We start from the raw sequence: 23,625 nt of genomic DNA on the forward strand, positions 1-23,625 counted from the left end.
CCTTGTCGGGCGATCCGTCCGATACGCTGCGGTCACGGCGTTTCCAACAGGGGGTGAAGGCATGTCGGACGACATCGACGCCCTGTTGCGGGTGACCTCCGCCACCTATCGAGGCGACGGGCCGCCCGATGTCGCGTTCGGCACGTACGACGGCGCGGTCGGGCGGATGATCATCGCGGTGACGGGCCGCGGCATCATCTCGTGCAGCTTCGAGGACGAGCAGGACGTGTACGAGCGCGTCACCAACCACGTGGGCCGGCACATCGCCCCCAACCCGAGACGGCTCGACCCGGTGCGCCGCGAGCTCGACGCCTACTTCTCGGGGCGGCTGCGGGCCTTCGCCACGCCGGTCGACCTGGCCCTCGCCACCCCCTTCGCGCGCACGGTGCTGCAGAAGACGATGGCGGTGCCGTACGGGACGACCACGACGCTGGAGAGCATCGGCGAGCTGATCGGCAGGCCGCGCGCGCTGCGCGCGGTCGGCAACGCGCTCAGCGCCAACCCGGTGTGCGTGGTGGTGCCGTGCCACCGGGTGGTGCGTGACGACGGCGGGCTCGGCGACTACGCCGGGGGCGAAGCCGCCAAGCGCCACCTGCTCAACGTCGAGCGCCGCGCCGCCTGAGCGCGCCGAGCGCCAGCGTCACCAGGGCCGCCACGAGGGCGGCGCCGAGCGCGCCGTTCATCCACGGCTGCCGCTCGAAGCCGATCGCCTCGCGCACGGCGGCCCAGATGCCGTCCCACTGCTCCACCGTGGGCGTGGAGGTCGTCAGCCAGTAGGCGGCGAAGCCGAGCGCCCACGGCGCCAGCATGGACCAGCGGGCCGGGGCGTCCTCGGCGGTGTTCCACCGGGTGGCGCCGCCGAGCAGGAAGTAGTCCACGGCCAGCACCGCGAACATCGGCACGAACACCGCGCCGATCACGCCCAGGAACGCGCCGTAGGAGGTCACGTCGACCACCAGCGCGATCGCGACGGTCAGCACGCCGATGGCGACGCTGAGGATCCGCCGGTCCACCCGGGGCATGAGGTTCTGCAGCGAGACCGTGGTCGAGTAGACGTTCGCGAACGACTGGTCGGCCTCGCGCAGCACCAGGATGCCGAAGAACACCGCGCCCAGCGGCACGGCCACGAACGGCCCGAACACGGCGGTGCTGTCGTTCTGCACGGCGGCGGCCCCGGCGATCGCCACCGCGTAGACGCCCAGTCCCAGGCAGGCGACCTGGGCCAGCGTGTAGCCGCCGACGACGCCGGTGAAGGCGGCCCGGCTGGAGCGCGAGTGCCTGGCGAAGTCGGCGGCCAGCGGCACCCACGACACCGACAGCGCGATCACGTAGTCGACGGCCGGCGCGAACGCGGTCCAGGACCCGCCGCTCTGCGGAGGCGCGTCGCCCAGGAACTGGAACGTGAACCAGATCAGCGCCACGATCACCAGGGCCGTGATGTAGCGCCGCAGCAGCCTGATGGCGCCGAGCGGCCAGATCGTCAGCGCCGTGGTCAGCACCCCGGCGACGATCACCCACACCGCGTACGGGACGGTGTCGCCGAAGACGGCCATCGCGCCCTGGGAGATGACCCAGAGCTCGAACGCCCCCCAGCCGATCATCTGGATGATGTTGAGCGCGGTCGGCACGTACGAGAGCCGGGCCCCGAACAGCCCGCGCAGCAGCACCATCGCGGGCTGGCCGGTCTGGGTCCCGGGGATGGCCGACAGGCCGACCATCGCGGTGCCGATCAGGCTGCCGACGACGGCGGCGGCCAGCGCGGCGGTCAGGCTGAGCGGTGCGTTGCCCAGCGGGTCGAGCAGGAACAGGGCGCCCGAGAACCCCAGGAGGCTGACGGCCAGGTTGGCCCAGAGGGCTCCCTGGTCGAGGACTCCGAGGGTTTTGGGGGCGGCCCCTTCAAGAGTGAGAGGGACTTCGTCGTCGCGGACGTCATGCGCCATCGCACTGCTCCCTACGCCGGCATTACCCGGACAGGTTCATGCGGTCGGCGACGGCCTCGGTCGCCCTCTCAGCCCGGTACGCCCCGAGCTCCCGCGTTGTGTAATTTTCCGCCGCGCATTATGCCAGTTTTCAGGCTACGAAGGGAGTCTGTCCTGTTTCGCTGACCATGGGGCGCTTGTCGTGAGCCCATGCCTGCATGCCGCCGTCGACGTTGACCGCGTCGCGGCCGATCTGGTTGAGCCAGGCGGCGACCTGGAAGGACCGGCCACCCACCCGGCAGACGACGTAGACCTGGCGGTCGGCGGGGACCTCCTCGACGCGGGCCTGGATCTGCGTCATCGGGATGTGGACCGCCTCGGGGGCGTGACCCGCGTCCCATTCGTTCTGCTCGCGCACGTCGAGCAGGTAGGCGCCTTCGGGGACATCGCGTGCCTCGACTTCTGGAACCGTCATGCCTCCATCATCCCGTGCCTCGCGTCGTAGGCCGCACGTGCTTCGGCGATCTCCTGCTGGTGGGTCTCGGTCCAGGTCACCAGGGCCTTGATGGTCTCGTGCAGGGTGCGGCCGAGCGGCGTGAGCGCGTAGTCGACCCGGGGCGGCACCACCGGGTGGACGGTCCGGCTGACCAGGCCGTCGCGTTCGAGCTTGCGCAGGGTCACGCTGAGCATGCGCTGGCTGACGCCGTCGATCTCGCGGCGGAGCTGGGAGAAGCGCAGGCTTTCGCAGTCGAGCATGGCGATGACCAGCAGTGACCACTTGTCGGCGACGCGGTCGAGGATCTGCCTGACCTCGCAGCCCTCGCGGGCGTCCCAGTGGCGGACGTCGAAGTCGGCGTCGGTCGTGGTGCTGTCGACGTAACCAGGTGACTTCAAAGTGCCGTCTTCCATGTCGATCCATGCTGCCGCATGATTCTGACGGTTACAAGAGATAACCGACATGCGAGAACGTAACCACTGGAGTTTGATCATGCGTGCATCCGAACGGCTGACAGGCCGCCCGCTGGGCGTGCTGCTGGTGCTGTGCGGAACGATCTTCCTTGAGGGCGTCGACGTGGCCATGCTGAACGTCGCCCTGCCCGCCATCCGCGCCGACCTCGGCGTGTCCACGAGCATGCTGAGCGGCGTGGTCACCGCGTACGTGCTCGGCTACGGCGGTTTCACGCTGCTCGGCGGCCGGGCGGCCGACCTGCTGGGCAGGCGGCGCATGTTCCTGTTCTGGCTGACGGTGTTCCTGGTGTTCTCCGGGCTCGGCGGGTTCGCGAACGAGGGCTGGGTGCTGCTGGTCGCCAGGTTCGTGACCGGGGTGGCCGCCGGGTTCATGACCCCGGCCGGGCTCTCGTTGATCACCACGTCGTTCGCCGAGGGCAGGCAGCGCAACAAGGCGCTGCTCGTCTACGCCGGTACGGGCGCCGCCGGGTTCGCGCTCGGCCTGGTCATCGGCGGCCTGCTCACGGCGGTGGGCTGGCGCTGGGTGTTCTTCGCGCCGGTGATCCTGGCCGCCGGCATCCTGCTCGCCGCCGTCGTGCTGATCAAGGAGCCGGCCGTCCCGCGTCCCGCCGGTGGCCGCTTCGACGTGCCGGGCGCGGTCACGATGACCGGCGGCATGATGCTGCTGGTCTACGGCGTCGTACGGCTGGAGCATCCGGGCGAGGGCTGGGGCTGGACCGTCGCCGCGTTCGCCGGCGCGTTCGCGCTGCTGGCGGCGTTCACCGCGATCGAACGCCGCTCGGCCGACCCGCTGGTCCGCCTCGGCGTGTTCAGGTCGGCCTCGCTCGTGCGCGCGAACGTCGTCGCCACCCTGCTCACCGCCTCGTTCATGGGCTTCCAATTCCTCGTCACCCTCTACCTCCAGGAGCTGCGCGGCTGGACGCCCATCCAGACCGGGCTCGCGCTGCTCATCGCCGCCGCCGACGTGCTGCTCGCGCCGACGCTCACGCCGGTGCTGGTCAACCGCTACGGCAACGCGCGGGTGATCCTCGGCGGGCTGCTGTCGGGGGTGGTCGCCTTCGCGATGTTCCTCGGCGTCGGGATGGACTGGACCTACGCCGCGATGGTGCCCTCGATGCTGCTGATCGGGCTGATGTTCGCCTTCGTGTACGGGCCCGTGACCATCGTGGCGACGGAGGGCATCGCCGAGCACGAGCAGGGGCTGGCCGGCGGGCTGATCACCTCGTCGTTCCAGTTCGGCGCGGCGCTCGGGATCTCGATGGTGACCGTGGTGAACGTGGCGGCGCTCGACGGCGGCGCGAGCGGCATCGACGCCGTGCGCGCGGCCCTGGTGGTGCCGGTGCTGGCCACGCTGGTGTCGGTCGTCGTGGTGGCCTCCGGGCTGCGCCGCCGGACCCCGGTGCCCGTGGAGGCGTGAGCTACTTCAGCAGCTTGGACAGGCGGCGGTCGGCCAGCGGCTTGCCGCCTGTCTGGCAGGTCGGGCAGTACTGCAGCGAGGAGTCGGCGAACGACACCTCGCGGATCGTGTCGCCGCACACGTCGCACGGCTGCCCGGTGCGGTTGTGCACGCGCAGCCCCGACTTCTTCTCGGCCTTGAGGTCCTTGGCGGCCAGCCCGCGCGCCCGCTCGACGGCCTCGTGCAGCGTCGTGACGATGGCCTCGTGCAGGTCGGCGATCTGGGCGTCGGTCAGCGACGAGGCGATCTTGAACGGCGACATCCGGGCGGCGTGCAGCACCTCGTCGGAGTAGGCGTTGCCGATGCCGGCGATGACCTTCTGGTCGCGGAGCAGGCCCTTGATCTGGGTGCGGTTGCCGCCCACGATGGCCTTGAGCGCGTCGACGGTGAAGGTGTCGGCGAGCGGGTCGGGGCCGAGGGCGGCGACGCCGGGCACCTCGTCCGGATTTTTCACCACATAGACGGCCAGGCGCTTCTGCGTCCCCGCCTCGGTCAGCTCGAACCCGGGCGCCAGACCCAGCTCGTCGGGCGCCAGCCGCACCCGTACGGCCAGCGGGCCCTTGCCCGGACGCACCGGCTTGGCGCCCGACAGGTCGTCACGCCAGCGCAGCCAGCCCGCCCGGGCCAGGTGGATGACCAGGTGCAGCCCGTCACAGTCGAAGTCGAGGAACTTGCCGTGCCTCGACACGCCCGTGATCGTTAGCCCGCCGAGCGCGGTGACCGGCGGGTCGAACGTCTTGAGCGCCTGGATGGCCACCACGTCGACGCCCAGCACGGCGCGGCCCACCGCCCGCTCCCGCAGGAACGCGGCGAGCGATTCGACTTCGGGAAGTTCCGGCATGCCACCAGGGTACGATCTGCGTCCACAGGCTGTGGACGGCTACGGCACGTCCCAGAACGCCAGCTCGTGGGCCATGCCCTCGGTGAACATCGCCTCCGCCCGAGCCGGGTCGGGATCGGCCTCGTCGATCATCTGCGCGATCCTGGCCGCCAGCGCCGCGAACCCCGGATCGGCGTACGTGTCGACCCACGCGCGGTAGCGCGGCTCTGCGGGCGGGTTCTCGGCCAGGATCTGCCCCAGCGTCGAATATCCCCACATGCACGGGTAGAGGGCGGCCAGTCCTTCCGCGTACGAGCCCGCCGACTCCAGCAGGAACGCCGTGTAGGCCGCGCACGCCGGACCCTTGCGCGCCCCTTCCAGGTCGGCCCCGAACCCGGCCGACAGCGAGCGGTGCAGGTCGAGCTCCTCGTGGAAGGTCGCGTGCGCCAGGTCGACCAGATCGCCCAGGTGCCCGTCGGGCGCCTGCCAGGCCAGCCGGGCGAACACCCGCGTGTAGTCCATCAGGAACAGGTAGTCCTGCTCCAGCCACGACCTGAACACCGGCTCCGGCAGGTCGCCGCGCCCGATGCCCACCACCGTGGGGTGGGCGAGCTGGGCGTCCAGCAGCGGCCGGCCGATCGCGTGCAACTTCTCGGAGATAGTCATGGCCGAAACGTTAGTGTCGAAGCATGAAAGTGACGATTGCGGAGGAAATCCTCCTTCTCGCCCACAAGGAAGATGACGGCAAGCCCCTCATCCCCTCCACCCAGCTCGACCCCGCGCTCGCCGGCGCCCTGCTCGCCGAGCTGGCCGTCAACGAGCGGGTGACGCTGGACGGCAAGAAGGTCCAGCTCGTCGACGCCACGCCGCTCGGCGACGAGGAGCTCGACGCCGTGCTCGCCGCGATCGCCGAAGGCAAGGAGCGCAAGGCCGCCTGGTGGGTGCAGAAGCTCCAGTCGGTCAAGCTGCGCGCCCGCCTGCTCACCCGCCTCGCCCGGGCCGGCGTGCTGGCCGAGGAGCGCGCCAAGGTGCTCGGGCTGTTCCCCACGACCCGCTGGCCCGAGGTCGACGGCCGGACCGAGGCGGAGGTCCGCGAGCGCGTCGCCGCCGCGCTCGGCGGCGCCGACCCGACGGCGCGCACCGCCGTGCTCATCGCCGTCATGCACGCCGCCAAGCTCGACCGCAAGGCGTTCCCCGGAGCCGACAAGGCACGGGTCAAGGAGATCGCCGAGGGCGCCTGGGCGGCCGAGGCCGTGGCCCAGACGATCACCGCGATCCACGCGGCCATCGCGGTCACCGCCGCCACGACCGCCGTCGTGGCGGCGAGCTGACCCGTCAGTTCGCGTCGATGACGTCCTGAGGGACCGGCTTGTCCGCCTTGAGCGCGTCGAACAGCGCCAGCGCCTTGGTCCGGTCCCACTTGACGGCGGTGCCGCCGCCCGCGATCTCGCTGCCGCCGAACGGCACCACCGTCGTCACGGGGCTGTCGCCCATCGCCAGCCCCAGCGACAGCATGTCGAACACGCCGGTGCCGGAGTCGACCTCGACCGCGTCGGTGGCGCTGACCGCCAGCGGGATCGAGGTGAACGGGTTGATCAGCACCCCGGGGCTGGCGGCCTTCTTGACCACCGCGCTGAGGAACTGGCGCTGCCGCTTGGTCCGCTCGAAGTCGGGCAGCGCGCCGCCCTTGCGGGTGCGGACGTAGCCGAGCGCCTGTCCGCCGGTGAGCGTCTGGGTGCCCTTCTTGAGCTTCAGCCCCGCCTTCGGGTCGTTGACGGCGGCGCGTACGTTGATCTCCACGCCGCCGACGGCGTCGACGATGCCCACGAAGCCGGCGAACCCGATCTCCATGTAGTTGTCGACGCGCAGGCCGGTGACGGTCTCGACGGTCCGCACGAGCAGCCTGGGCCCGCCGATCGCGTAGGCGGCGTTGAGCTTGTTGCGGCCCTGGCCGGGGATGGTGACGGCCGAGTCGCGGGGCAGGCTGACCAGCGTGGGCCGGTCGCTGCCCTCGGGCAGGTGCAGCAGCATCATCGAGTCGGTGCGCTGGCCCGCGCTGCGGCCGGTGGCGAGCTTGCGGCGCTGGGCGGCGGTCAGGCCCTTGCGGCTGTCGGAGCCGACCAGCAGCCAGTTGGTGCCCGGCGTGTCGGCCGGGCGGCCCTCGTAGTCGTCGAGCACGCCGTCGATGCCGGCCAGCCGGCCGTCGATCCAGAACAGCATCCCGGCGGCCCCGACGAGCAGCACCACCAGGAACGCCCCGATGATCCCGGCGATCAGACGCCCGCGCGGCCTCCTCGGCCGCCTCGGCCCCGCCGGGCTCTGCGCGGCGGCCCCACCGCCGCCGTCACCGCCACCGCCGCCGCGGAGCGGCCTGATCGGGCTGTTGCCCGAGCGCTGCTTGCCGTAGACCCGCGAGGCGCCCTTGCGGGGCTCGCCCTGCGGCGGGGGGTTGATCCTGGTCGCCTCGGCGGCGCCCGGGATCGGCCGCCCCTGCGGCTGCGGATGCGCCGGCGCCCCCGCCGCGCGCAGCCCGTCGTCATGGCGGGGAGGCAGCGGGCGGCCGTCACCCGGCGAGCGCATGGCCCGCGTCCGGTCGTCCTCAGACACGTGGTTTCTTCTTCCCTTCGCTTGACATAGACGCTACGTCGATCGCCTTACCAGTGCAGACTTCTCGCCAAGGAATTCCTACGGAAAAGTACGCGGAACGCGCTCCCCGGACCCTCCGGAAACACAGCGGCCATCACGGTCGTTAGGTTTGTGGACGACCTCTATCGAAGGGAAGATCGTGTCCGCTCCGGACTCATGGAGTATTGGCCCGTGCACGAGCACGGGTACCCCTGAGAGCTCGCAACGGTGAGCGCCTATATGGGCCTTCTGGCCCTCTTCCTGCTCACAGCCGCGACCGGCTACTTCGTCGCCCAGGAGTTCGCCTTCGTCGCCGCCGACCGGGGCGTCCTGCGCGAGCAGGCCGCCGCCGGCGACCCGGCCGCCGAAAAGGCGCTCCGGGTCACCTCCCGCCTGTCCTTCATGCTGTCGGGCGCGCAGCTCGGCATCACCGTCACCGCGCTGCTGGTCGGCTTCCTGGCCGAGCCCGCCATCGCGGTCCTCGTACGTCCCTGGCTCACCGAGGCCGGGCTGTCCGACGGCCTGATCACCGGCCTGTCGGTGGCCATCGGCGTGTTCGTGGCGACCATCGTGCAGATGGTGCTCGGCGAGCTCGCCCCCAAGAACCTCGGCATCGCCAGGCCGGAGCCGGTCGCCAAGTTCCTGGCCGGCTCCACCCTCGCCTACCTGGCCGTCGTCGGCCCGGTCATCAGGCTGTTCGACTCGGCGGCCACCGGCCTGCTCAGGAAGGTCGGCATCGAGCCGGTCGAAGAAGTGGAGCAGGGCGCCACGCCCGAGGAGCTCTCGCGCATCATCGAGGAGTCGACCGAGGCCGGCGAGCTGCCGCCGCGCCTGTCGGAGCTGCTCGAACGGGCGCTGGAGTTCGGCGACCACACGGCTGAGGAGATCATGGTGCCGCGCCCGCGGGTGGTCGTGTTGCGCTCCTCTCAGCCGATCTCCGACCTCGTGGAGACCATGCGCGAGTGCGGGCACTCCCGCTATCCGGTGCTCGGCGCCGACGGCGACGTGCTCGGCGTGACGGGCGTGCGCGAACTGCTCGCCTCCGGGCTCGACGAGGGCCGCGTCGCGGCCATCACGCGCCCGCCGCTGCTGGTCCCCGACTCGCTGCCGCTGCCGGCCGTGCTCGACCGCATGCGGGTGGCCAAGGACGACATCGCCTGCGTCATCGACGAGTACGGCGGCCTCGCGGGCGTCGTCACCGTCGAGGACCTGGCCGAGGAGCTGGTCGGCGAGCTCGTCGACGAGAACGACCCCGACCCGGTCGGCGCGGTCGCGCAGGCCGAGGGCGTCTGGGACGTGCCCGGACGGCTCCGGCTGGACGAGGTCGAGCGCGCCACCGGCGTCGCGCTGCCCGAGAGCGACGACTACGACACGCTCGGCGGGCTCATCCTGGCCAAGCTCGGCCGGATGCCGGAGGCGGGCGACACGGTGACGGTCGAGATCGTCCCCGAGCTCGACCCGTTCGCCGAGGACGCCGAGCCGCCCCTGGCCGAGCTGACCGTGATGTCGATCAACCGCCGGGTGCCCGAATGGGTGCGCCTGGCCCCGGTCCGGCACGCGGAGGCGGCCCGATGACGATGATTCTCGTCAGCCTCGCGCTGCTGGCCTTCAACGCGCTGTTCGTGGCCGCCGAGTTCGCCTTCGTCTCCTCACGCCGGCACCGGCTGGAGGAGATGGCGGGCGGCGGCAACCGCCTGGTCAGGATCGCCGCCAGGTCCGCCGTGGGCGGCAGCCGCCAGCTCTCGCTCATGCTGGCCGGCGCCCAGCTCGGCATCACGCTGTGCACGCTGGGGCTCGGCCAGGTCACCGAGCCGGCCATCGAGCACTACCTGGAGCCGGTCTTCGCCACCATCGGCATCCCGGAGGCGCTGCGGATGCCGATCGCGCTGACGCTGTCGCTGGCGCTGGTCACGTTCCTGCACATGGTGGTGGGCGAGATGGCGCCCAAGTCGTGGGCGCTGACCCATCCCGAGCGGGCGGCGCTGCTGCTGACGCTGCCGTTCCGGGCGTTCACCTGGGTGATGCGGCCGCTGCTGTCGACGCTGAACGGCGTGACGAACGTCATGCTGCGCCTGTTCGGCGTCCAGACCCGGGACGAGCTGGCCACCACCAGGACGCCGCGCCAGCTCGCCATGCTGGTCGGCGAGTCGGGCCGGATGGGCCTGCTCGACCGCGAGGAGCACGACCTGCTGACGCGGGCGCTGCGGTTCGAGGCCGAGGGCATCGAGCGCCTGATGGTGCCGATCGACCAGGTCGTCGGGGTGGCCCCGGCCGCCGGCACCGCGGAGATCCGTGAGGCGGCCGCCCGCAGCGGTCACCTCAGGCTGCTCGTGAGCGGGCCGGCCGGCGTGGAGGGGGTCCTGCACGCCCGTGACGCGCTTCTGGAGCCCGGACGCACGGCGGCCGAGCTCGCCAGGCCGGTGCCGCGCCTGGAGTGCGTCACACAGGTCCCCGAGGCCGTCACGGCGCTCCAGGAGGCCCGCGCGCACCTGGCGCTGGTCACCGGGGCCGGTGGCGCCGTCATCGGCATGGTGAGTCTCACGGACCTGCTCGGCCAGCTTCTCGACACGAGGGCCCTGGCGGCCTGACCGACGATGCCCGGCCCCGGATTTCCCGGGCCGGGCATCGCGCGCGTACGGAAATGTGCGTTAAATCACGCAAGTCATCCGAAAGTGATCTGAAAGTGGGGAGATCTAGCGTCATCCCTGCGGGAGGCGGCCGCGCCAGGCAGCCTGTGAGAAAGAAGTAGCCCCGGCTCTTGCCAACCGGGGCTGTCTTTCGTCAGTGTGGGTCTGCCGATTTCATCGGTGAGACCGAAGTGGGCGAGGAGGGATTTGAACCCTCACGTCCTTTCGGACACACGGACCTGAACCGTGCGCGTCTGCCGTTCCGCCACCCGCCCTTGTGGGTGCGGAGAAACAGTAGCACGGAACAGCCACTGGTACTGAACCCGGATACGATCGCATAAGACACGGGAGCGGATGAGCAGGGCGCGACAGCCGACGAGCGCCAGGATCGCCGTGACCGTGGGACGAGCGGAGACCGGGCGCCACGAGCGTCTGGGGGCCGCGATCATATGCACGGAGGAAGGGAGGTACCCGGTGGGAGTCCTTCAGCGCTTCGAGCGACGGCTCGAAGGCTTGGTTGAGGGGGCCTTTGCGCGGGCGTTCAAATCTGACCTTCAGCCGGTCGAGGTCGCCAGCGCGGTGCAGCGGGAGATGGACGAGCGGGCGGCGATCGTCGCCCAGGGTCGCACTCTCGTGCCCAACGACTTCGTGGTTGAGCTGTCGACGACCGACAGCGAGCGGCTTGAGGTGTACGCCGACAGCATCAGCCACGAGCTGGCCAACCTCGCCAGGGAGTACGCCAAGGAGCAGGGCTACTCCTTCGTGGGACCGGTCCGGGTCCGATTCGAGACCGCCGGCGATCTGGCGGTGGGACTGTTCCGCATCCGGTCCGGCGTCATCCGTGGCGCGACCGTCGAGCAGGACGAGATCCGCCAGCCGGCGAGCGACCTGCCCCCGTCGCGGCCCAACGCTTTCGGCGGGCGGCCCCGGCTGCTCGTCTCCACCCAGGACGACCCGCAGGGCGACCGCTCCTACGAGCTCACCACTCCGGTGACCTTGCTGGGCCGCGGCACCGACTGCGACCTTCGTCTCGTCGACCCCGGCGTCTCGCGTCACCACGCGGAGTTGCGCGTCGAGGGTCAGCAGGTCGTCCTCGTCGATCTCGGATCGACGAACGGCACTTTCGTCAATGGCCAGCCGGTACGCAGAATCGAGCTCCAGAACGGCACGCGAGTGACGTTGGGGCGTACGACTCTGGTGTTCCGGCGCGATTAGGGGTAGACAAACGGTCCATGTCCGAGCTCACGCTGCTGCTGATCCGGCTCGCTTTCCTGGCGGTGCTGTGGTTCTTCGTCATTGCCGCAGTCGGCGTGATCCGGACGGACTTGTTCGGATCACGCACTGCTCCCGCCGGCCCGCGCAAGGGGGTCAAACCCGCCAAACCCATGGCAAAGCCCAAGAGCAAGAAGGGCGAGCCACGCCAGCTCATCGTGACAGGTGGCCCACTGCAAGGCACCACCATTAACCTCACGGAGACGCCCATCACCATTGGCCGGGCCAACGACGCGACGCTGGTCGTCAGCGATGACTACGCATCCAGCCGCCATGCCCGGCTCTTCCCTCAGGACGGTCAGTGGATCGTGGAAGATCTCGGCTCAACCAACGGCACGTATCTCGACCGCTCGAAAGTCACCCGTCCGACCCCGGTGCCGCTCGGTGTTCCGATCCGCGTCGGCAAGACAGTCATTGAATTGCGCAAATGACCATCGCACTCCGCTACGCCGCCCGCTCGGACGTCGGCCTCCTCCGCGAAGGGAACGAGGACTCGGCGTACGCCAGCGGCCGCCTGCTCGCCGTCGCCGACGGCATGGGCGGGCACGCACACGGCGAGGTGGCGAGCTCCGTCGCCATCGCCGCCATGGCCTCTCTCGAAGAGGCCCAGCAGGGGGGTGACCTGCTCAACGCCATCGAGGCGGCCGTCCGCGACGCCAATCGCAAGCTGCACGAGATGGTGGGTCGCGATCCCAGCCTCAAAGGCATGGGCACCACGCTCACGGCCATGCTGTGGAACGGCACCCAGGTCGCGCTGGTGCACGTCGGCGACTCGCGCGCCTACCTGCTCAGACGCGGGGAGCTCTACCAGATCACCCACGATCACACGCTGGTGCAGCAGCTCGTCGACGACGGCCGCATCACGCCCGAGGAGGCGGCGACGCACCCGCAGCGGTCGATCCTGCTGCGCGCGCTCGACGGCAGCGGCGAGGTCGACCCCGACCTGACGCTGCGCGAGGCCCAGGTCGGCGACCGCTACCTGCTCTGCTCCGACGGCCTGTCCGGCGTGGTGAGCGCGGAGACGCTGCACGCCACGCTGACCAACCTCGACGATCCCGAAGAGGTGGTGCGCCAGCTCATCGACCTGGCCAACCGGGGCGGCGGGCCGGACAACATCACCTGCGTGCTCGCCGACGTGCTGGAGATCGGCGACGAGCCGCAGCCGGTGACGGAGGCCGCGGTGGTCGGCGCTGCGGGCATGAACCGCCTGATGGCGGAGGAGACCTCGCCGGGCGGAGCGGGCGCGGCCACCGCGCCCCAGCCGGTGATCGGTGACGACGAGGACTTCGACGAGCCGGTCGCCAGGGCGGCCGGCCGGCCGCGCCGCCGCCGCGTGTGGCCCGTGCTGGCCTCGGTGGTCTCCGTGGCCGCGATCGTGGGCGTCGGCGGCTACTTCGGCTGGCAGTACACGCAGGACCACTTCTTCGTCGGCGCCTGGGACGACGAGGTGGTCGTGTTCCAGGGCATCCAGCAGGAGGTCGGGCCGCTGCAGTTCTTCAAGGTCGCCGAGCGCACCGGCCGTTCGCTGTCGGAGCTGTCCCCCCCGGACCAGGCCCTCATAAGGGACGGCATCGAGGTCACCAACGTCGCCGAGGGCCTCACCAAGATCAACAGCCTTGACTTCTCCGACCAGAAGGCCACCAGCACGCCCGAGGCGACCACGTCGCCATCCACCACGCCGACGAAGACGAAACCCCAATAAATGAGCGAAGTGGCCGCTTCCCCCGTCCCCATGCCCGCCAAGCGTCGCCTGGCCCAGCTGGTCATGCTCGCGTTCGCGGTCGCCATCACCATGGGCGCCTACGCGAACGTCGGCCTGGCGATGAACGGGGAGATCCCGTCGGGGATGCTGACCTACGGCCTGAGCCTGGGCGGGCTGATGCTGGCCGCCTACCTCGTGCTCGCCAAGTTCGCCCCGTGGGCCGATCCGCTGATCCTGCCGCTGGTCACGGTCATCAACGGGCTCGGGCTCGTGATGATCTTCCGGTTGTCCGAGTCGCCGTCGAAGCTGCCGTCGGCCACGCTGGCCTCGCCCAACTCGCAGATCCTGTGGACCCTGGTCGGCGTCGTGCTGTTCAGCGTCACCCTGATCTTCATGCGCGACCACCGCGCGCTCCAGCGGCTCACCTACACCGCGGGCGCGCTCGGGCTGCTGCTGCTCGTCTCGCCGCTCACCCCGGGCCTCGGCCAGGAGCTCAACGGCGCCCGGATCTGGATCGGCATCCCCGGCCTCGGCCAGCTCCAGCCCGCCGAGTTCGCCAAGCTCGCGCTGGTCGTGTTCTTCGCCGGCTACCTGGTGGCCAAGCGCGACGTGCTCGCCCTGGCCGGGCGGCGGCTGCTGTTCATCGACCTGCCGCGTGCCCGCGACCTCGGCCCGGTGCTCATCACCTGGGGCGTCAGCCTGGGCATCCTGGTCATGCAGAAGGACCTGGGCTCGTCGCTGCTGCTGTTCGGCACGTTCATCGTGATGCTCTACATCGCCACGCAGCGCAGCTCCTGGGTCATCATCGGCATCCTGCTCTTCGTCGGCGGCGCGCTGCTGGCCGGCGTGCTGTTCGACCACGTACAGGCCCGGTTCGAGGTCTATCTCAACCCCGAGGACCCGGAGCTCTTCAAGAAGATCGGCGGCAGCGAGCAGCTCATGCAGGGCCTGTTCGCCATGGGCTCGGGCGGCATCCTCGGCACCGGCCTCGGCCAGGGCCACCCGGAGCTGATCCCGCTGGCCTTCTCCGACTTCATCTTCGCCGCCACCGGCGAGGAGCTGGGCCTGACCGGCCTGATGGCGCTGCTGATGCTCTACGCGCTGCTGGTCGAGCGCGGCCTGCGCACCTCGCTCGCGGCCCGCGACCCGTTCTCCAAGCTGCTCGCCGGCGGCCTGTCCTTCCTGCTGGCCTGGCAGGTCTTCATCATCGTCGGCGGCGTGACCAACCTCATCCCGCTGACCGGCCTCGTCACCCCGTTCATGTCGCAGGGTGGCTCGGCGTTGCTGGCTAACTGGATCCTTATCGCGCTCCTGGTACGCATGTCTGATGCCGCTCGGCGCCCCCCGCCCCAGGCGATCCAGAACGAGGGAATGACGCAGGTGTTCCAGCGATGAACGGAACGATCAAGCGAGCGGCCGTAGCTTGCCTGGCCATGTTCGCGCTGCTGATGATCAACGTGAACGTGCTGCAGGCGGTCAGCGCCAAGGACCTGAGCGACGACGCCCGCAACACCCGCAACTTCTACGAGCGCTACGCGGTGCAGCGCGGTCGCATCACGACGGGCGGCAAGGTCATCCTCGCCCAGTCGAAGGAGACCGACAGCAACGAGTTCAAGTTCGTCAGGCAGTATCCCGAGGCCAAGCTGTACGCGCACGTGACCGGCTTCTTCTCGCCCGAGAGCGAGTCGGGCATCGAGCACTACCGCAACGACCTGCTCGACGGCTCCAGCGCCGACCTGCTGCTCCAGCGCGGCATCGACCTGTTCACCGGCGAGCCGACGCGCGGCGCGAACGTCGACCTGACGATCAACCCGAAGGCCCAGCAGGCCGCCTACGACGCGCTGCGGCAGAGCGGCAAGCGCGGCGCTGTGGTCGCGCTCAACCCGAAGACCGGCGCGATCCTGGCGATGGTCTCGCTGCCCACCTACGACCCGGCCGAGCTGTCCGGTACCAACAAGAGCCAGGTGTTCTCCCGCTACGACGAGCTCGCCAAGGACAAGAACCAGCCGCTGCTCAACCGCAACATCGACCGCACCTACCCGCCCGGCTCGACGTTCAAGGTCGTGACGGCCGCGGCGTACCTGGAGGACGACCCCAGCCGCGACGGGCAGACGGTGGTCGACGCTCCGCAGGTGCTCAAGCTGCCCAACACCACGGTCGGCCTGCCCAACTACGGCGGCGCGGCGTGCGGCTCCGGCCAGGTCACGCTCGTGTACGCGCTGGAGAGGTCGTGCAACACGCCGTTCGGCTCGATGGGCATGGACCTGGGCTACGACAAGATGCGCGAGCAGACCGAGCGGTTCGGCATGGGGGTGCCCGTCAGCGTCCCGATGCCGGTGGCCAAGAGCGACTTCGGCCCCCGCGAGGACCAGTCGGCGGTCGCCATGGCCTCGATCGGCCAGCGCAGCAACCAGATGACGCCGCTGCAGATGGCCATGATCGCGGCCGGCATCGCCAACGACGGCACCGTGATGAAGCCGTACCTCGTGAACAAGATCACCGACGCCAAGGGTGACACGATCGACGAGGCCGAGCCCGACGAGCTGGCCGAGGCGGTCAGCCCCGAGACGGCGGGCAAGCTGCGCGACATGATGGTCAGCGTCGTGCAGAACGGCACCGCGAACCAAGCTCAGGTCTCAGGCGTCCAAGTAGCGGGCAAGACCGGCACGGCCGAGACCGCTGAGGGACAGGCGCCGCACGCGTGGTTCATCTCCTTCGCGCCGGCCGACGACCCGCAGATCGCGATGGCGGTGCTGGTGGAGTCCGGCGCCGCCAGGGTCGGCGCCGAGGCGACGGGCGGCGGCACGGCCGCCCCGATCGCGCGGACCGTGATGGAGGCGGTGCTGAAGTAGTGAGGGACTGTAACGTGCAGGACCATGCGGCTCGGTAACCGCTATCTGCTGATCTCCCGCATCGCCACCGGAGGCATGGGGGAGGTCTGGCGTGCCCGCGACGAGCTGCTGGGCCGCGAGGTCGCCGTCAAGGTGCTGCGCAGCCACGTCTACGCCGACCACACCTTCCGCGAGCGCTTCCGCAACGAGGCGCGCATCACCGCGGGCCTGGCCGACAGCGGCATCGCGCAGATCTTCGACTACGGCGAGCACAGCGACCTCGCCTATCTGGTGATGGAGCTGGTGCACGGCGAGCCGCTGTCGGCCATCCTGGCGCGCAACGGCTCGCTCGGTCCCGAGGTGACGCTCGACGTGCTGCACCAGACGGCCAGGGCGCTGCACGCGGCGCACGCCTCCGGGATCATCCACCGCGACGTCAAGCCGGGCAACCTGCTCGTGACGCCCGAGGGCGCCATCAAGGTGACCGACTTCGGCATCGCCCGCGCGCTGGAGGCCGCGCCGGTCACGCAGACCGGCACCGTGCTCGGCACCGCCCAGTACGTCAGCCCGGAGCAGGCGCAGGGTCTGCCGCTGACGCCGGCGACCGACCTCTACTCGCTGGGCGTGGTGGCCTACGAGTGCCTGTCCGGCCGGACCCCGTTCCAGGCCGACAGCGCGGTGGCGATCGCGCTGCTGCACCTGAACGAGACGCCGCCGCCGCTCGGCGTCGACGTGCCCGCGCCGGTGCGCGAGCTCGTCATGGCGCTGCTGGCCAAGGACCCGGCGCGGCGGCCCGGGTCGGCGCTGGAGATCGCGGACCGCGCGTACGTGCTGCGTGAGTCGCTGGCGGGCGGCGGCGACGGCGGCGCGGAGCTGAGCATGCTGACCGACCCGTCCGGGTTCAAGGTGCGCCCGCCCGACCCCGAGGACGAGCGGACCACCGACAGCCTGGGCGAGAGCCCGTCGACGGTGCTGCACGAGCGCGCCCCCAAGCGGCGGCGCAGCCGCGCGCTGGCGCTGGTCGCGGGGGCCGGATGCGCGGCGGCGGTGGGGATCGGAGCGTTCGCGCTCACCCCGGCCAGGGCCCCGGTCCAGGCGCCGCCCCCGGTCACCGAGCCCGCCTCGCGGACGGCCTCACCGGTGAAACCGAAACCGTCGCCCGGTAAGAAGGAGACCCGGCGGCCCCCGGTTGTTACGGTGAAGTCGACGAAGCCGGTACCCTCGCGGTCGGCTACGGTAAGCAAGTCAGCAACACCGACGAAGACGCCGACGCCGAAACCGACCCCGACCACCACCCGAACCCCGACCCCCACACCGACCCCGACGCCGACGCCCACGCCGACACCGACGACGTCGGCCACACCGGACCCGGGTGAGACAAACCCGACGAAGGAGCAGACGTGACGTGCCAACGGGTCGACGATGGACACCGGCGGCCGCCCCCCGCGCAGGCCGGCACCAAGATGAACGGTAAGGGACAGTGCAGGAAATGACTCAGCCTCGGCAACTCGGAGGTCGTTACGAGCTCGACGGTGTCGTCGGGCGCGGCGGCATGGCCGAGGTGTATCGCGCCCGGGACATCCGGCTCGACCGGGTGGTCGCGATCAAGACCCTCCGGTCGGATCTGGCTCGTGACCACACCTTCCAGGCCCGTTTCCGCCGTGAGGCGCAGTCGGCGGCGTCGCTGAACCACCCGGCGGTCGTGGCCGTCTACGACACGGGCGAGGACGTCACGGACGGCACTCCCGTGCCCTACATCGTCATGGAGTACGTCGACGGGCGGACGCTGCGCGACCTGCTGCGCGCCGACCGCCGGCTGCTTCCCGAGCGCGCGGTCGAGCTGGTCGACGGCATCCTGCGCGCCCTCGACTACAGCCACCGCGGCGGCATCGTGCACCGCGACATCAAGCCGGCCAACGTGATGATCACCCGGGCCGGCGACGTCAAGGTGATGGACTTCGGCATCGCCCGCGCGATGGCCGACTCGGCCGCGACGATGACGCAGACCGCGCAGGTGATAGGGACCGCCCAGTACCTGTCGCCGGAGCAGGCCCGCGGCGAGCGGGTCGACGCGCGCAGCGACATCTACTCCACCGGGTGCGTGCTCTACGAGCTGCTGACCGGCCAGCCGCCGTTCACCGGCGACTCCCCTGTCGCGATCGCCTACCAGCACGTGCGCGAGGAGCCGATCCCGCCGTCGCAGATCGACCCGGAGATCCCCGCGTGGGCCGACGCGATCGTGCTCAAGGCCATGGCCAAGGACCCCGCCCACCGCTATCAGAGCGCGGGCGAGATGCGGGCCGACATCCAGCGTGCGATGTCCGGCATGCCGGTCGACGCCCAGACGATGGCGATGACGGGCAACTACGGCCAGGGCACCCGCATGATGACGGCCACCCAGGCCGCGCAGGGTCCGGCGACGCAGCGCACCGGTACGGTCCCGCCCTACGAGTACGACGAGGGCGGTGGCGGCGGCGGTCGCGGCCGGCGCCGGGCCAACAGCGGTGGCGGCAGCGCGGTCAAGACGGCTCTGTGGATCATCATCCCGCTGCTGATCATCGGCGCGTTCATCACCATCGGCTACGTGGTTCTGAGCGGCGGCGGCAGTGACACCCCGACCGACTCCCAGATCGCGGTGCCCGAGCTGGTCTCGACCGAGCAGGAGTACGCCGAGGCCCAGGTGAAGAGCGCCAAGCTCACGCCCAAGGTGGTCGAGGAGTTCAGCGCCGAGTTCGACAAGGGCACGGTCATCAAGACCGACCCGGCCGCCGGCACCAAGGTCGACGAGGGCGCCACCGTCACGCTGTACGTGTCGAAGGGCACGGAGAAGGTCGCGGTGCCCGACGGGCTCGTGGGCATGAGCGTCGACGAGGCCAACCAGATGCTCAGCGAGCTCGGGCTCAAGGGCGTGGTCGAGCCCCGGGCGTCCACCAAGGCGCAGGGCAAGGTCTTCCAGACCGACCCGAAGGCCGGCTCGGAAGTGGAGAAGGGCGGCACGGTCAAGCTCTTCATCCCCAAGGAGCTGGCCACGGTGCCCAGCGTGCTCGGCATGACCGAGCAGGAGGCCAAGGCGCTGCTGGAGTCGGAGGGCTTCAAGGTCAAGAGCGTCCCGCAGCCGAGCGAGCAGGCGGCCGGCACCGTCATCCAGCAGAACCCGGGCGAGGGCGCCAAGCTCGCGCCGAGGATGACGGTCACGATCGTGGTCTCGGAGGGGCCGGACGTGTCGACGCCCACGCAGGAGCCGACGGACGACTTCCCGACCGACGGCCTGCCGACCGACACGCCGACGGACGAGTTCCCGTCGGAGGACGAGCCTCCGGGTGACGACGGTCCGCTCGACGGCGGCCTCAACGGCTGACCAGGTGTGCCGAAGGCCGCCATCCCGTTCGCGGGGTGGCGGCCTTCGGCATGAAAGAAGCGCCCCCGCCGCTCGGGGGCAACGGCGGGGACGCTCATCTGGATGTCGCTCCGCGTTCGGCGTGCGTTACACCAATCCACGCAACCAGTTCAAAAGGAGCCGGTGGCCGTGCTCGGAAAGCACGGATTCGGGGTGGAACTGGACACCCTCGATGGGCGCCTCGCGGTGACGCAGGCCCATGATGACGCCGTCGGCGGTGCGGGCGCTCACCTCCAGCACGTCCGGGACGGTGCCCGGCAGCACGGCCAGCGAGTGGTAGCGGGTCATCCGCACGGGCGTGGGCAGCCCGTCGAACACGCCGCGCCCGTCGTGCTCGACGGCGCTGGTCCGGCCGTGCACCGGCTCGGGCGCCCGCCCGACCGAGGCGCCGAACGCCCGGGCGATGGCCTGGTGGCCGAGGCAGACGCCGAGCAGCGGCCGCGCGTCGCGGTGGGCCCGGTGGACGAGCGGGACGCTCACCCCGGCGGCCTCGGGCGTGCCGGGCCCCGGGCTGATCAGGACGCCGTCGAAGCCGTCGGCGTCGGCCACCCGCACCTCGTCGCGCGGGCGCACGTCGCACTCGGCGCCCAGTTCCTTGAGGTACTGGACGATGTTGTGGACGAAGCTGTCGTGGTTGTCCACCACGAGGACACGGGTCATCGGCGTACGGTCACCTCGTCGAGCGTCACCGCCGGCTCCAGGAGCGGAAACACGGCATACCAGAGTACGGCGACCGCGACCGCGCTCAGCACCACGGCCCAGGCCGCCTTGGCGCCGGTGCCGCCCGGCAGCTTGCGCCAGATCCAGCCGTACACGTCACTCCTTCCTGAGCTCGGTCTTCTTGAGCACCCCGTACACGATGAGCCGCTGGGCGGCGGAGTATTCGGGGTGGCAGGTCGACAGGGTGATGAAGGCGCGGATGGGCCGGATGTCGGGCTTGCCGGGCACCGGGGCGAGCACCTCGACCTCGTCGGGCTCCACGATGTCCTGTGAGGTCACCCGGTAGGTGTAGCGGGCCTCGCGGGCCTCGACGATGATCTCGTCGTCGCGTTCGAGCTCGTCCAGGCGGTTGAACGGGGCCGCGTACGTGGTCCGATGCCCCGAGACCACGAAATTTCCCACCTTGCCGGGTGGGGCGCTGGCCGGGTCGTGCCCCGGCCCCTTCTTCAGGTGCTCGGCGTCCACCCCCTCCACCACCGCGTACCGGTAGCCCCGGCCCAGCTTCGGGATGCGCAGCAACGCCACGGCCTCGCCCAGCTCGATCCTCGCCAGGCGGCCGGCGTTGCGCTCCTCCAGCTCGCGCTGCAGCAGGAGCTGCTGGCTCTGCGTGTACGCGCCCGTACCCCAGAGCAGGTAGGCGCAGAACAGCATCAGGATCAGGCCCGCGGTGACGCTCAGCTCCCCCACGGTCCGCAGCAAGGCCCGCACCCGCCCAGAGTAAGCAGGTCCGAACCGTGACCCTGGGGATCGCCATGTCGTGCGCGTGGCGACTATCCTGGGGCCGCTACCCTTAACGAAGAGCCTGCGGACGATCCGGAAGCCCAGGCCCTCAGCAGGAGTTAACCCAGTGCCCAAGTCGAAGGCCCGCAAGAAGGCGGTTTACACGCCGCCGCAGAAGTCCCAGCAGGTGAAGGTCAGCCCGCGCTGGCTCGCGCCGACGATGGTCGCCGCCTGGCTCATCGGCATTCTGTGGATCGCCACCTACTACGTGGCCCCTCAGGCGCCCTTCATCGGCGATCTGCAGAACTGGAATCTGCTGATCGGGTTTGTTTTCATCATCTTCGGTGTGGTGCTTTCCACTCGCTGGCGTTAGTTCTTTCCACAGTCTTTTCCACACCTGGGGACAGAGCTCAGAGGGTGAGGGTGACCGCCCGCACCACGACGAGCGCCGCGAGCAGCACCACCGCTCCCGCGATCGCCACCACGTGCCACAGGGTCCGGTTGTTCCCGGGGGCGTAGGCCATCCCGGCGGCCAGCGCCGCCCCCGTGATCAGCCCGCCGATGTGTCCTGTCCAGCTGATGCCGGGCACGAGGAACGTGATGGCCAGGTTGATCACGAGCAGCACGATGATGCCGCGCACGTCCATGTTCAGCCTGCGCCCGACCACGAACACGGCGCCGAACAGGCCGAAGATCGCCCCGGACGCGCCCATGCTGAACGTGTTGGCCGAATCGAACCACAGCCCCAGCACCGATCCGCCGAGCGCGCTGATCAGGTAGAGCGCCACGAACCTGACATGCCCGAACGCCCGCTCTAGGTACGGCCCGGTCACGTAGAGCGCCCAGCAGTTGAACAGGATGTGGAAGACGCCGAAGTGCCCGAACGCGGCGCTGAGCAGCCGGTAATACTCGCCGTCGACGAGCACCCAGTAGGGGTTCATCGCCAGCAGGCCGCTGACGACGTCTCCGGTCAGGTATTGCGCCCCGAACACCAGCACGTTGACCGCCAGCAGCGTCCACGTCACGAACGGCGTGCGCACCACCGCCCCGCCGAACGTCGACCTCGCCAGCCGGATCCCCCGGTTGCCCTCGGCGACGCACTCCGGGCACTGGAACCCGACCGCGGCATCCCGCATGCAGTCAGGGCAGATGGGCCGCTCACAGCGCTGGCAGCGCACCCACGTCTCACGATCGGGATGGCGGAAACACGTCGGCACCGCCTCGGCGGGCTGCTCGGGCTGCGGAGGCGTGCTGGGCGGCTGGGCGGTCATGACCGCAGCCTATGACTTGGCCGGGCATGCCGCGTCCCCCCTGCCATGCCCGGCCCGGTCGTGCGTCGGCGCTTCTACTCCTGGACGCGCTCGATGGTGACGCTCTGCAGGACGACGTCCTCGACCGGCTTGTTGTTGCGGCCGGTGCGGACCTTGGAGATCGCCTCGACCACGTCCTGGCCCTCCAGCACCTCGCCGAAGATGGTGTGCTTGCCGTTGAGGTGCGTGGTGTTGACCGTGGTGATGAAGAACTGCGACCCGTTGGTCCCCTTGCCGAAGCGGACGCCCGCGTTGGCCATGGCCAGCAGGTAGGGGCGGTTGAAGGCGAACAGGTCCGGGTGGATCTCGTCGTCGAACTCGTAGCCGGGGCCGCCGGTGCCCTGGCCCAGCGGGTCGCCGCCCTGGATCATGAAGTCGGGGATGACACGGTGGAAGATCGTGCCGTCGTAGTAGCGGTTGGTGCTCTTCTCGCCGGTGCCCGGGTGGGTCCACTCGCGCTTGCCCTCGGCCAGCTCGACGAAGTTACGGACCGTTTTGGGAGCCTTGTTGGGGAAGAGCTCTACCTTGATATTGCCGTGATTGGTCTGCAGGTTTGCGATCAGCTTCTCAGCCACGAGACAGCGGCCTTCCTCTATGCACCGGGTTGGTTTTGTGGTGATTTGACGACTATGGCCGTACGGCCTTCGGGCCCATCCTCCCACGCCCCGTCATGATTGAGCCGCCTTGTACCGGGAAGGTCAGGCGCGGGGCCCCAACGACAGGGGAGGTAGTCGTGTCCCTGACACTGAGGAAACGCCACGTGGCCATAGAAGTGCCCACCACGTGGTTGGGCCGGATGAAGGCCCAGGCCGTCAAGACCGGCCGCAGTATGGCGCCGATGGCCGACCAGGCAAAACTGGTCGCCAACCGGCGAGTGGAAGACGCCCGCTACTGGGCTGCTCCAAGGCTAGAGAACGCCGCGCACCGGGTCGAGGACCAACTCGCCCCGGCCGTGAGTTCGATGCTCAACTCGGCCGCGTACAAGGTGAATCCCGCGAGGCCGAAGTCGCGGCGCTGGCCGATGCTCGTCCTGATCACCGGTCTGGCTGTGGGGACGGTGGGCTACATGTTCTACCGCCGCAACGCCCAGCAGTGGACCGAGCACATGAAGGACTCCGCCTCCGACGCCTCGCGCTGGGTCGGCGAGAAGTCCGACAGGGCTGCGGACACCGTGCGCCACACGGGCGCCAAGGCGTCCGACAAGGCGGACGAGGTCTCGCGCAAGCTGCCGTGATCGGCGCCTGAAGCGCGCCCCCG

General features: G+C 70.2%; 25 protein-coding genes, 1 tRNA gene and 1 riboswitch. Of the genes, 14 read left to right on the plus strand and 12 right to left on the minus strand.

Going from position 1 to position 23,625, the window contains the following annotated elements; translation table 11 throughout:
* Positions 1-61 precede the first annotated feature (61 nt).
* Positions 62-622: a methylated-DNA--[protein]-cysteine S-methyltransferase gene (locus AB0J53_RS03695; protein WP_219498599.1), complete on the plus strand. Its 561-nt coding sequence runs from the start codon at positions 62-64 to the stop codon at positions 620-622.
* On the opposite strand, the gene AB0J53_RS03700 is transcribed toward AB0J53_RS03695, so the two are convergent.
* The 3 genes from AB0J53_RS03700 to AB0J53_RS03710 form a co-directional block, all read right to left on the minus strand.
* Complete coding sequence (locus tag AB0J53_RS03700) at positions 597-1,940, minus strand: cytosine permease (RefSeq protein ID WP_364168329.1); 1,344 nt, start codon at positions 1,938-1,940, stop codon at positions 597-599. The genes AB0J53_RS03695 and AB0J53_RS03700 overlap by 26 nt on opposite strands.
* Positions 1,932-2,045: riboswitch (TPP riboswitch) on the minus strand. It overlaps the preceding gene by 9 nt.
* Positions 2,046-2,070: 25 nt before the next feature.
* Positions 2,071-2,394: a rhodanese-like domain-containing protein gene (locus AB0J53_RS03705; protein ID WP_219498509.1), complete on the minus strand. Its 324-nt coding sequence runs from the start codon at positions 2,392-2,394 to the stop codon at positions 2,071-2,073.
* Positions 2,391-2,828, minus strand: coding sequence for a helix-turn-helix domain-containing protein (locus AB0J53_RS03710; protein WP_219498505.1), 438 nt, complete (start codon positions 2,826-2,828; stop codon positions 2,391-2,393). The genes AB0J53_RS03705 and AB0J53_RS03710 overlap by 4 nt, the downstream gene beginning before the upstream one ends.
* 79 nt (positions 2,829-2,907) lie before the next feature.
* Here AB0J53_RS03710 and AB0J53_RS03715 point away from each other — a divergent pair, with 79 nt between their 5' ends.
* Positions 2,908-4,305 carry an MFS transporter gene (locus AB0J53_RS03715; protein WP_364168332.1) on the plus strand — a complete coding sequence of 466 codons (1,398 nt, stop codon included), beginning with the start codon at positions 2,908-2,910 and terminating at the stop codon, positions 4,303-4,305.
* Between the two features lies 1 nt (position 4,306).
* On the opposite strand, the gene AB0J53_RS03720 is transcribed toward AB0J53_RS03715, so the two are convergent.
* Both AB0J53_RS03720 and AB0J53_RS03725 read right to left on the minus strand, forming a co-directional pair.
* Positions 4,307-5,185 carry a DNA-formamidopyrimidine glycosylase family protein gene (locus AB0J53_RS03720; protein ID WP_364168334.1) on the minus strand — a complete coding sequence of 293 codons (879 nt, stop codon included), beginning with the start codon at positions 5,183-5,185 and terminating at the stop codon, positions 4,307-4,309.
* 39 nt (positions 5,186-5,224) lie between these two features.
* On the minus strand, positions 5,225-5,830 hold the full coding sequence (locus AB0J53_RS03725) for a transcriptional regulator (protein ID WP_219498498.1): 606 nt from the start codon (positions 5,828-5,830) through the stop codon (positions 5,225-5,227).
* Positions 5,831-5,853: 23 nt separating this feature from the next.
* Between AB0J53_RS03725 and AB0J53_RS03730 the strand changes: the two genes are divergently transcribed.
* Positions 5,854-6,495: a GPP34 family phosphoprotein gene (locus AB0J53_RS03730; protein ID WP_364168336.1), complete on the plus strand. Its 642-nt coding sequence runs from the start codon at positions 5,854-5,856 to the stop codon at positions 6,493-6,495.
* 4 nt (positions 6,496-6,499) lie between these two features.
* Here the strand turns inward: AB0J53_RS03730 and AB0J53_RS03735 are convergent, their stop codons facing one another.
* Positions 6,500-7,771 carry an LCP family protein gene (locus tag AB0J53_RS03735; RefSeq protein WP_364168338.1) on the minus strand — a complete coding sequence of 424 codons (1,272 nt, stop codon included), beginning with the start codon at positions 7,769-7,771 and terminating at the stop codon, positions 6,500-6,502.
* Between the two features lie 258 nt (positions 7,772-8,029).
* Between AB0J53_RS03735 and AB0J53_RS03740 the strand changes: the two genes are divergently transcribed.
* Both AB0J53_RS03740 and AB0J53_RS03745 read left to right on the plus strand, forming a co-directional pair.
* On the plus strand, positions 8,030-9,364 hold the full coding sequence (locus AB0J53_RS03740) for a hemolysin family protein (RefSeq protein WP_246643583.1): 1,335 nt from the start codon (positions 8,030-8,032) through the stop codon (positions 9,362-9,364).
* On the plus strand, positions 9,361-10,377 hold the full coding sequence (locus AB0J53_RS03745; RefSeq protein WP_364168339.1) for a hemolysin family protein: 1,017 nt from the start codon (positions 9,361-9,363) through the stop codon (positions 10,375-10,377). Before AB0J53_RS03740 ends, AB0J53_RS03745 begins: the two co-directional genes overlap by 4 nt.
* Before the next feature lie 231 nt (positions 10,378-10,608).
* Here the strand turns inward: AB0J53_RS03745 and AB0J53_RS03750 are convergent.
* Positions 10,609-10,691, minus strand: a tRNA-Leu gene (locus AB0J53_RS03750).
* A 199-nt stretch (positions 10,692-10,890) separates the two neighbouring features.
* On the opposite strand from AB0J53_RS03750, the gene AB0J53_RS03755 reads away from it, so the two are divergent.
* The 7 genes from AB0J53_RS03755 (at position 10,891) to pknB (ending at position 19,579) form a co-directional block, all read left to right on the plus strand.
* On the plus strand, positions 10,891-11,631 hold the full coding sequence (locus AB0J53_RS03755; protein WP_219498484.1) for a DUF3662 and FHA domain-containing protein: 741 nt from the start codon (positions 10,891-10,893) through the stop codon (positions 11,629-11,631).
* A 17-nt stretch (positions 11,632-11,648) separates the two neighbouring features.
* Positions 11,649-12,119 carry an FHA domain-containing protein gene (locus AB0J53_RS03760; protein WP_219498481.1) on the plus strand — a complete coding sequence of 157 codons (471 nt, stop codon included), beginning with the start codon at positions 11,649-11,651 and terminating at the stop codon, positions 12,117-12,119.
* Positions 12,116-13,390: a Stp1/IreP family PP2C-type Ser/Thr phosphatase gene (locus AB0J53_RS03765; protein WP_219498479.1), complete on the plus strand. Its 1,275-nt coding sequence runs from the start codon at positions 12,116-12,118 to the stop codon at positions 13,388-13,390. The genes AB0J53_RS03760 and AB0J53_RS03765 overlap by 4 nt, the downstream gene beginning before the upstream one ends.
* 30 nt (positions 13,391-13,420) lie before the next feature.
* Positions 13,421-14,785 (plus strand): FtsW/RodA/SpoVE family cell cycle protein, encoded by a 1,365-nt coding sequence (locus tag AB0J53_RS03770; protein ID WP_364168342.1) that lies wholly within the window; start codon positions 13,421-13,423, stop codon positions 14,783-14,785.
* Positions 14,782-16,242: a penicillin-binding protein 2 gene (locus AB0J53_RS03775; protein WP_364168344.1), complete on the plus strand. Its 1,461-nt coding sequence runs from the start codon at positions 14,782-14,784 to the stop codon at positions 16,240-16,242. The genes AB0J53_RS03770 and AB0J53_RS03775 overlap by 4 nt, the downstream gene beginning before the upstream one ends.
* Before the next feature lie 24 nt (positions 16,243-16,266).
* A complete protein-coding gene (locus AB0J53_RS03780) occupies positions 16,267-17,625 on the plus strand; it encodes a protein kinase (protein ID WP_357591192.1) in 1,359 nt (452 codons plus the stop codon).
* An 85-nt stretch (positions 17,626-17,710) separates the two neighbouring features.
* A complete protein-coding gene (gene pknB / locus AB0J53_RS03785) occupies positions 17,711-19,579 on the plus strand; it encodes a Stk1 family PASTA domain-containing Ser/Thr kinase (RefSeq protein ID WP_364168346.1) in 1,869 nt (622 codons plus the stop codon).
* A 126-nt stretch (positions 19,580-19,705) separates the two neighbouring features.
* Here the strand turns inward: pknB and AB0J53_RS03790 are convergent, their stop codons facing one another.
* Genes AB0J53_RS03790 through AB0J53_RS03800 form a run of 3 tightly spaced genes read right to left on the minus strand, consistent with a single transcriptional unit; the run spans position 19,706 to position 21,046 of the window.
* Positions 19,706-20,278 carry a gamma-glutamyl-gamma-aminobutyrate hydrolase family protein gene (locus AB0J53_RS03790; protein ID WP_364168348.1) on the minus strand — a complete coding sequence of 191 codons (573 nt, stop codon included), beginning with the start codon at positions 20,276-20,278 and terminating at the stop codon, positions 19,706-19,708.
* Positions 20,275-20,433: a hypothetical protein gene (locus AB0J53_RS03795; protein WP_219498462.1), complete on the minus strand. Its 159-nt coding sequence runs from the start codon at positions 20,431-20,433 to the stop codon at positions 20,275-20,277. The genes AB0J53_RS03790 and AB0J53_RS03795 overlap by 4 nt, the downstream gene beginning before the upstream one ends.
* Before the next feature lies 1 nt (position 20,434).
* On the minus strand, positions 20,435-21,046 hold the full coding sequence (locus tag AB0J53_RS03800; RefSeq protein WP_219498461.1) for a class E sortase: 612 nt from the start codon (positions 21,044-21,046) through the stop codon (positions 20,435-20,437).
* Between the two features lie 139 nt (positions 21,047-21,185).
* Between AB0J53_RS03800 and AB0J53_RS03805 the strand changes: the two genes are divergently transcribed.
* Entirely contained in the window at positions 21,186-21,431 is a 246-nt protein-coding gene (locus AB0J53_RS03805; protein ID WP_219498459.1) for a cell division protein CrgA, read from the plus strand.
* A 37-nt stretch (positions 21,432-21,468) separates the two neighbouring features.
* Here AB0J53_RS03805 and AB0J53_RS03810 read toward each other — a convergent pair whose 3' ends face one another.
* Complete coding sequence (locus AB0J53_RS03810) at positions 21,469-22,329, minus strand: rhomboid family intramembrane serine protease (protein WP_364168350.1); 861 nt, start codon at positions 22,327-22,329, stop codon at positions 21,469-21,471.
* A gap of 74 nt (positions 22,330-22,403) precedes the next feature.
* The gene (locus AB0J53_RS03815) at positions 22,404-22,943 is read right to left on the minus strand and encodes a peptidylprolyl isomerase (protein WP_364168352.1); all 540 of its coding nucleotides are present in this window, start codon (positions 22,941-22,943) and stop codon (positions 22,404-22,406) included.
* A gap of 158 nt (positions 22,944-23,101) precedes the next feature.
* On the opposite strand from AB0J53_RS03815, the gene AB0J53_RS03820 reads away from it, so the two are divergent.
* Complete coding sequence (locus AB0J53_RS03820; protein WP_364168353.1) at positions 23,102-23,602, plus strand: hypothetical protein; 501 nt, start codon at positions 23,102-23,104, stop codon at positions 23,600-23,602.
* Positions 23,603-23,625: the final 23 nt, after the last annotated feature.

Source organism: Nonomuraea sp. NPDC049725 (genome assembly GCF_040674795.1).
In the GTDB taxonomy this organism is placed as follows: Bacteria; Actinomycetota; Actinomycetes; order Streptosporangiales; family Streptosporangiaceae; genus Nonomuraea; species Nonomuraea ceibae.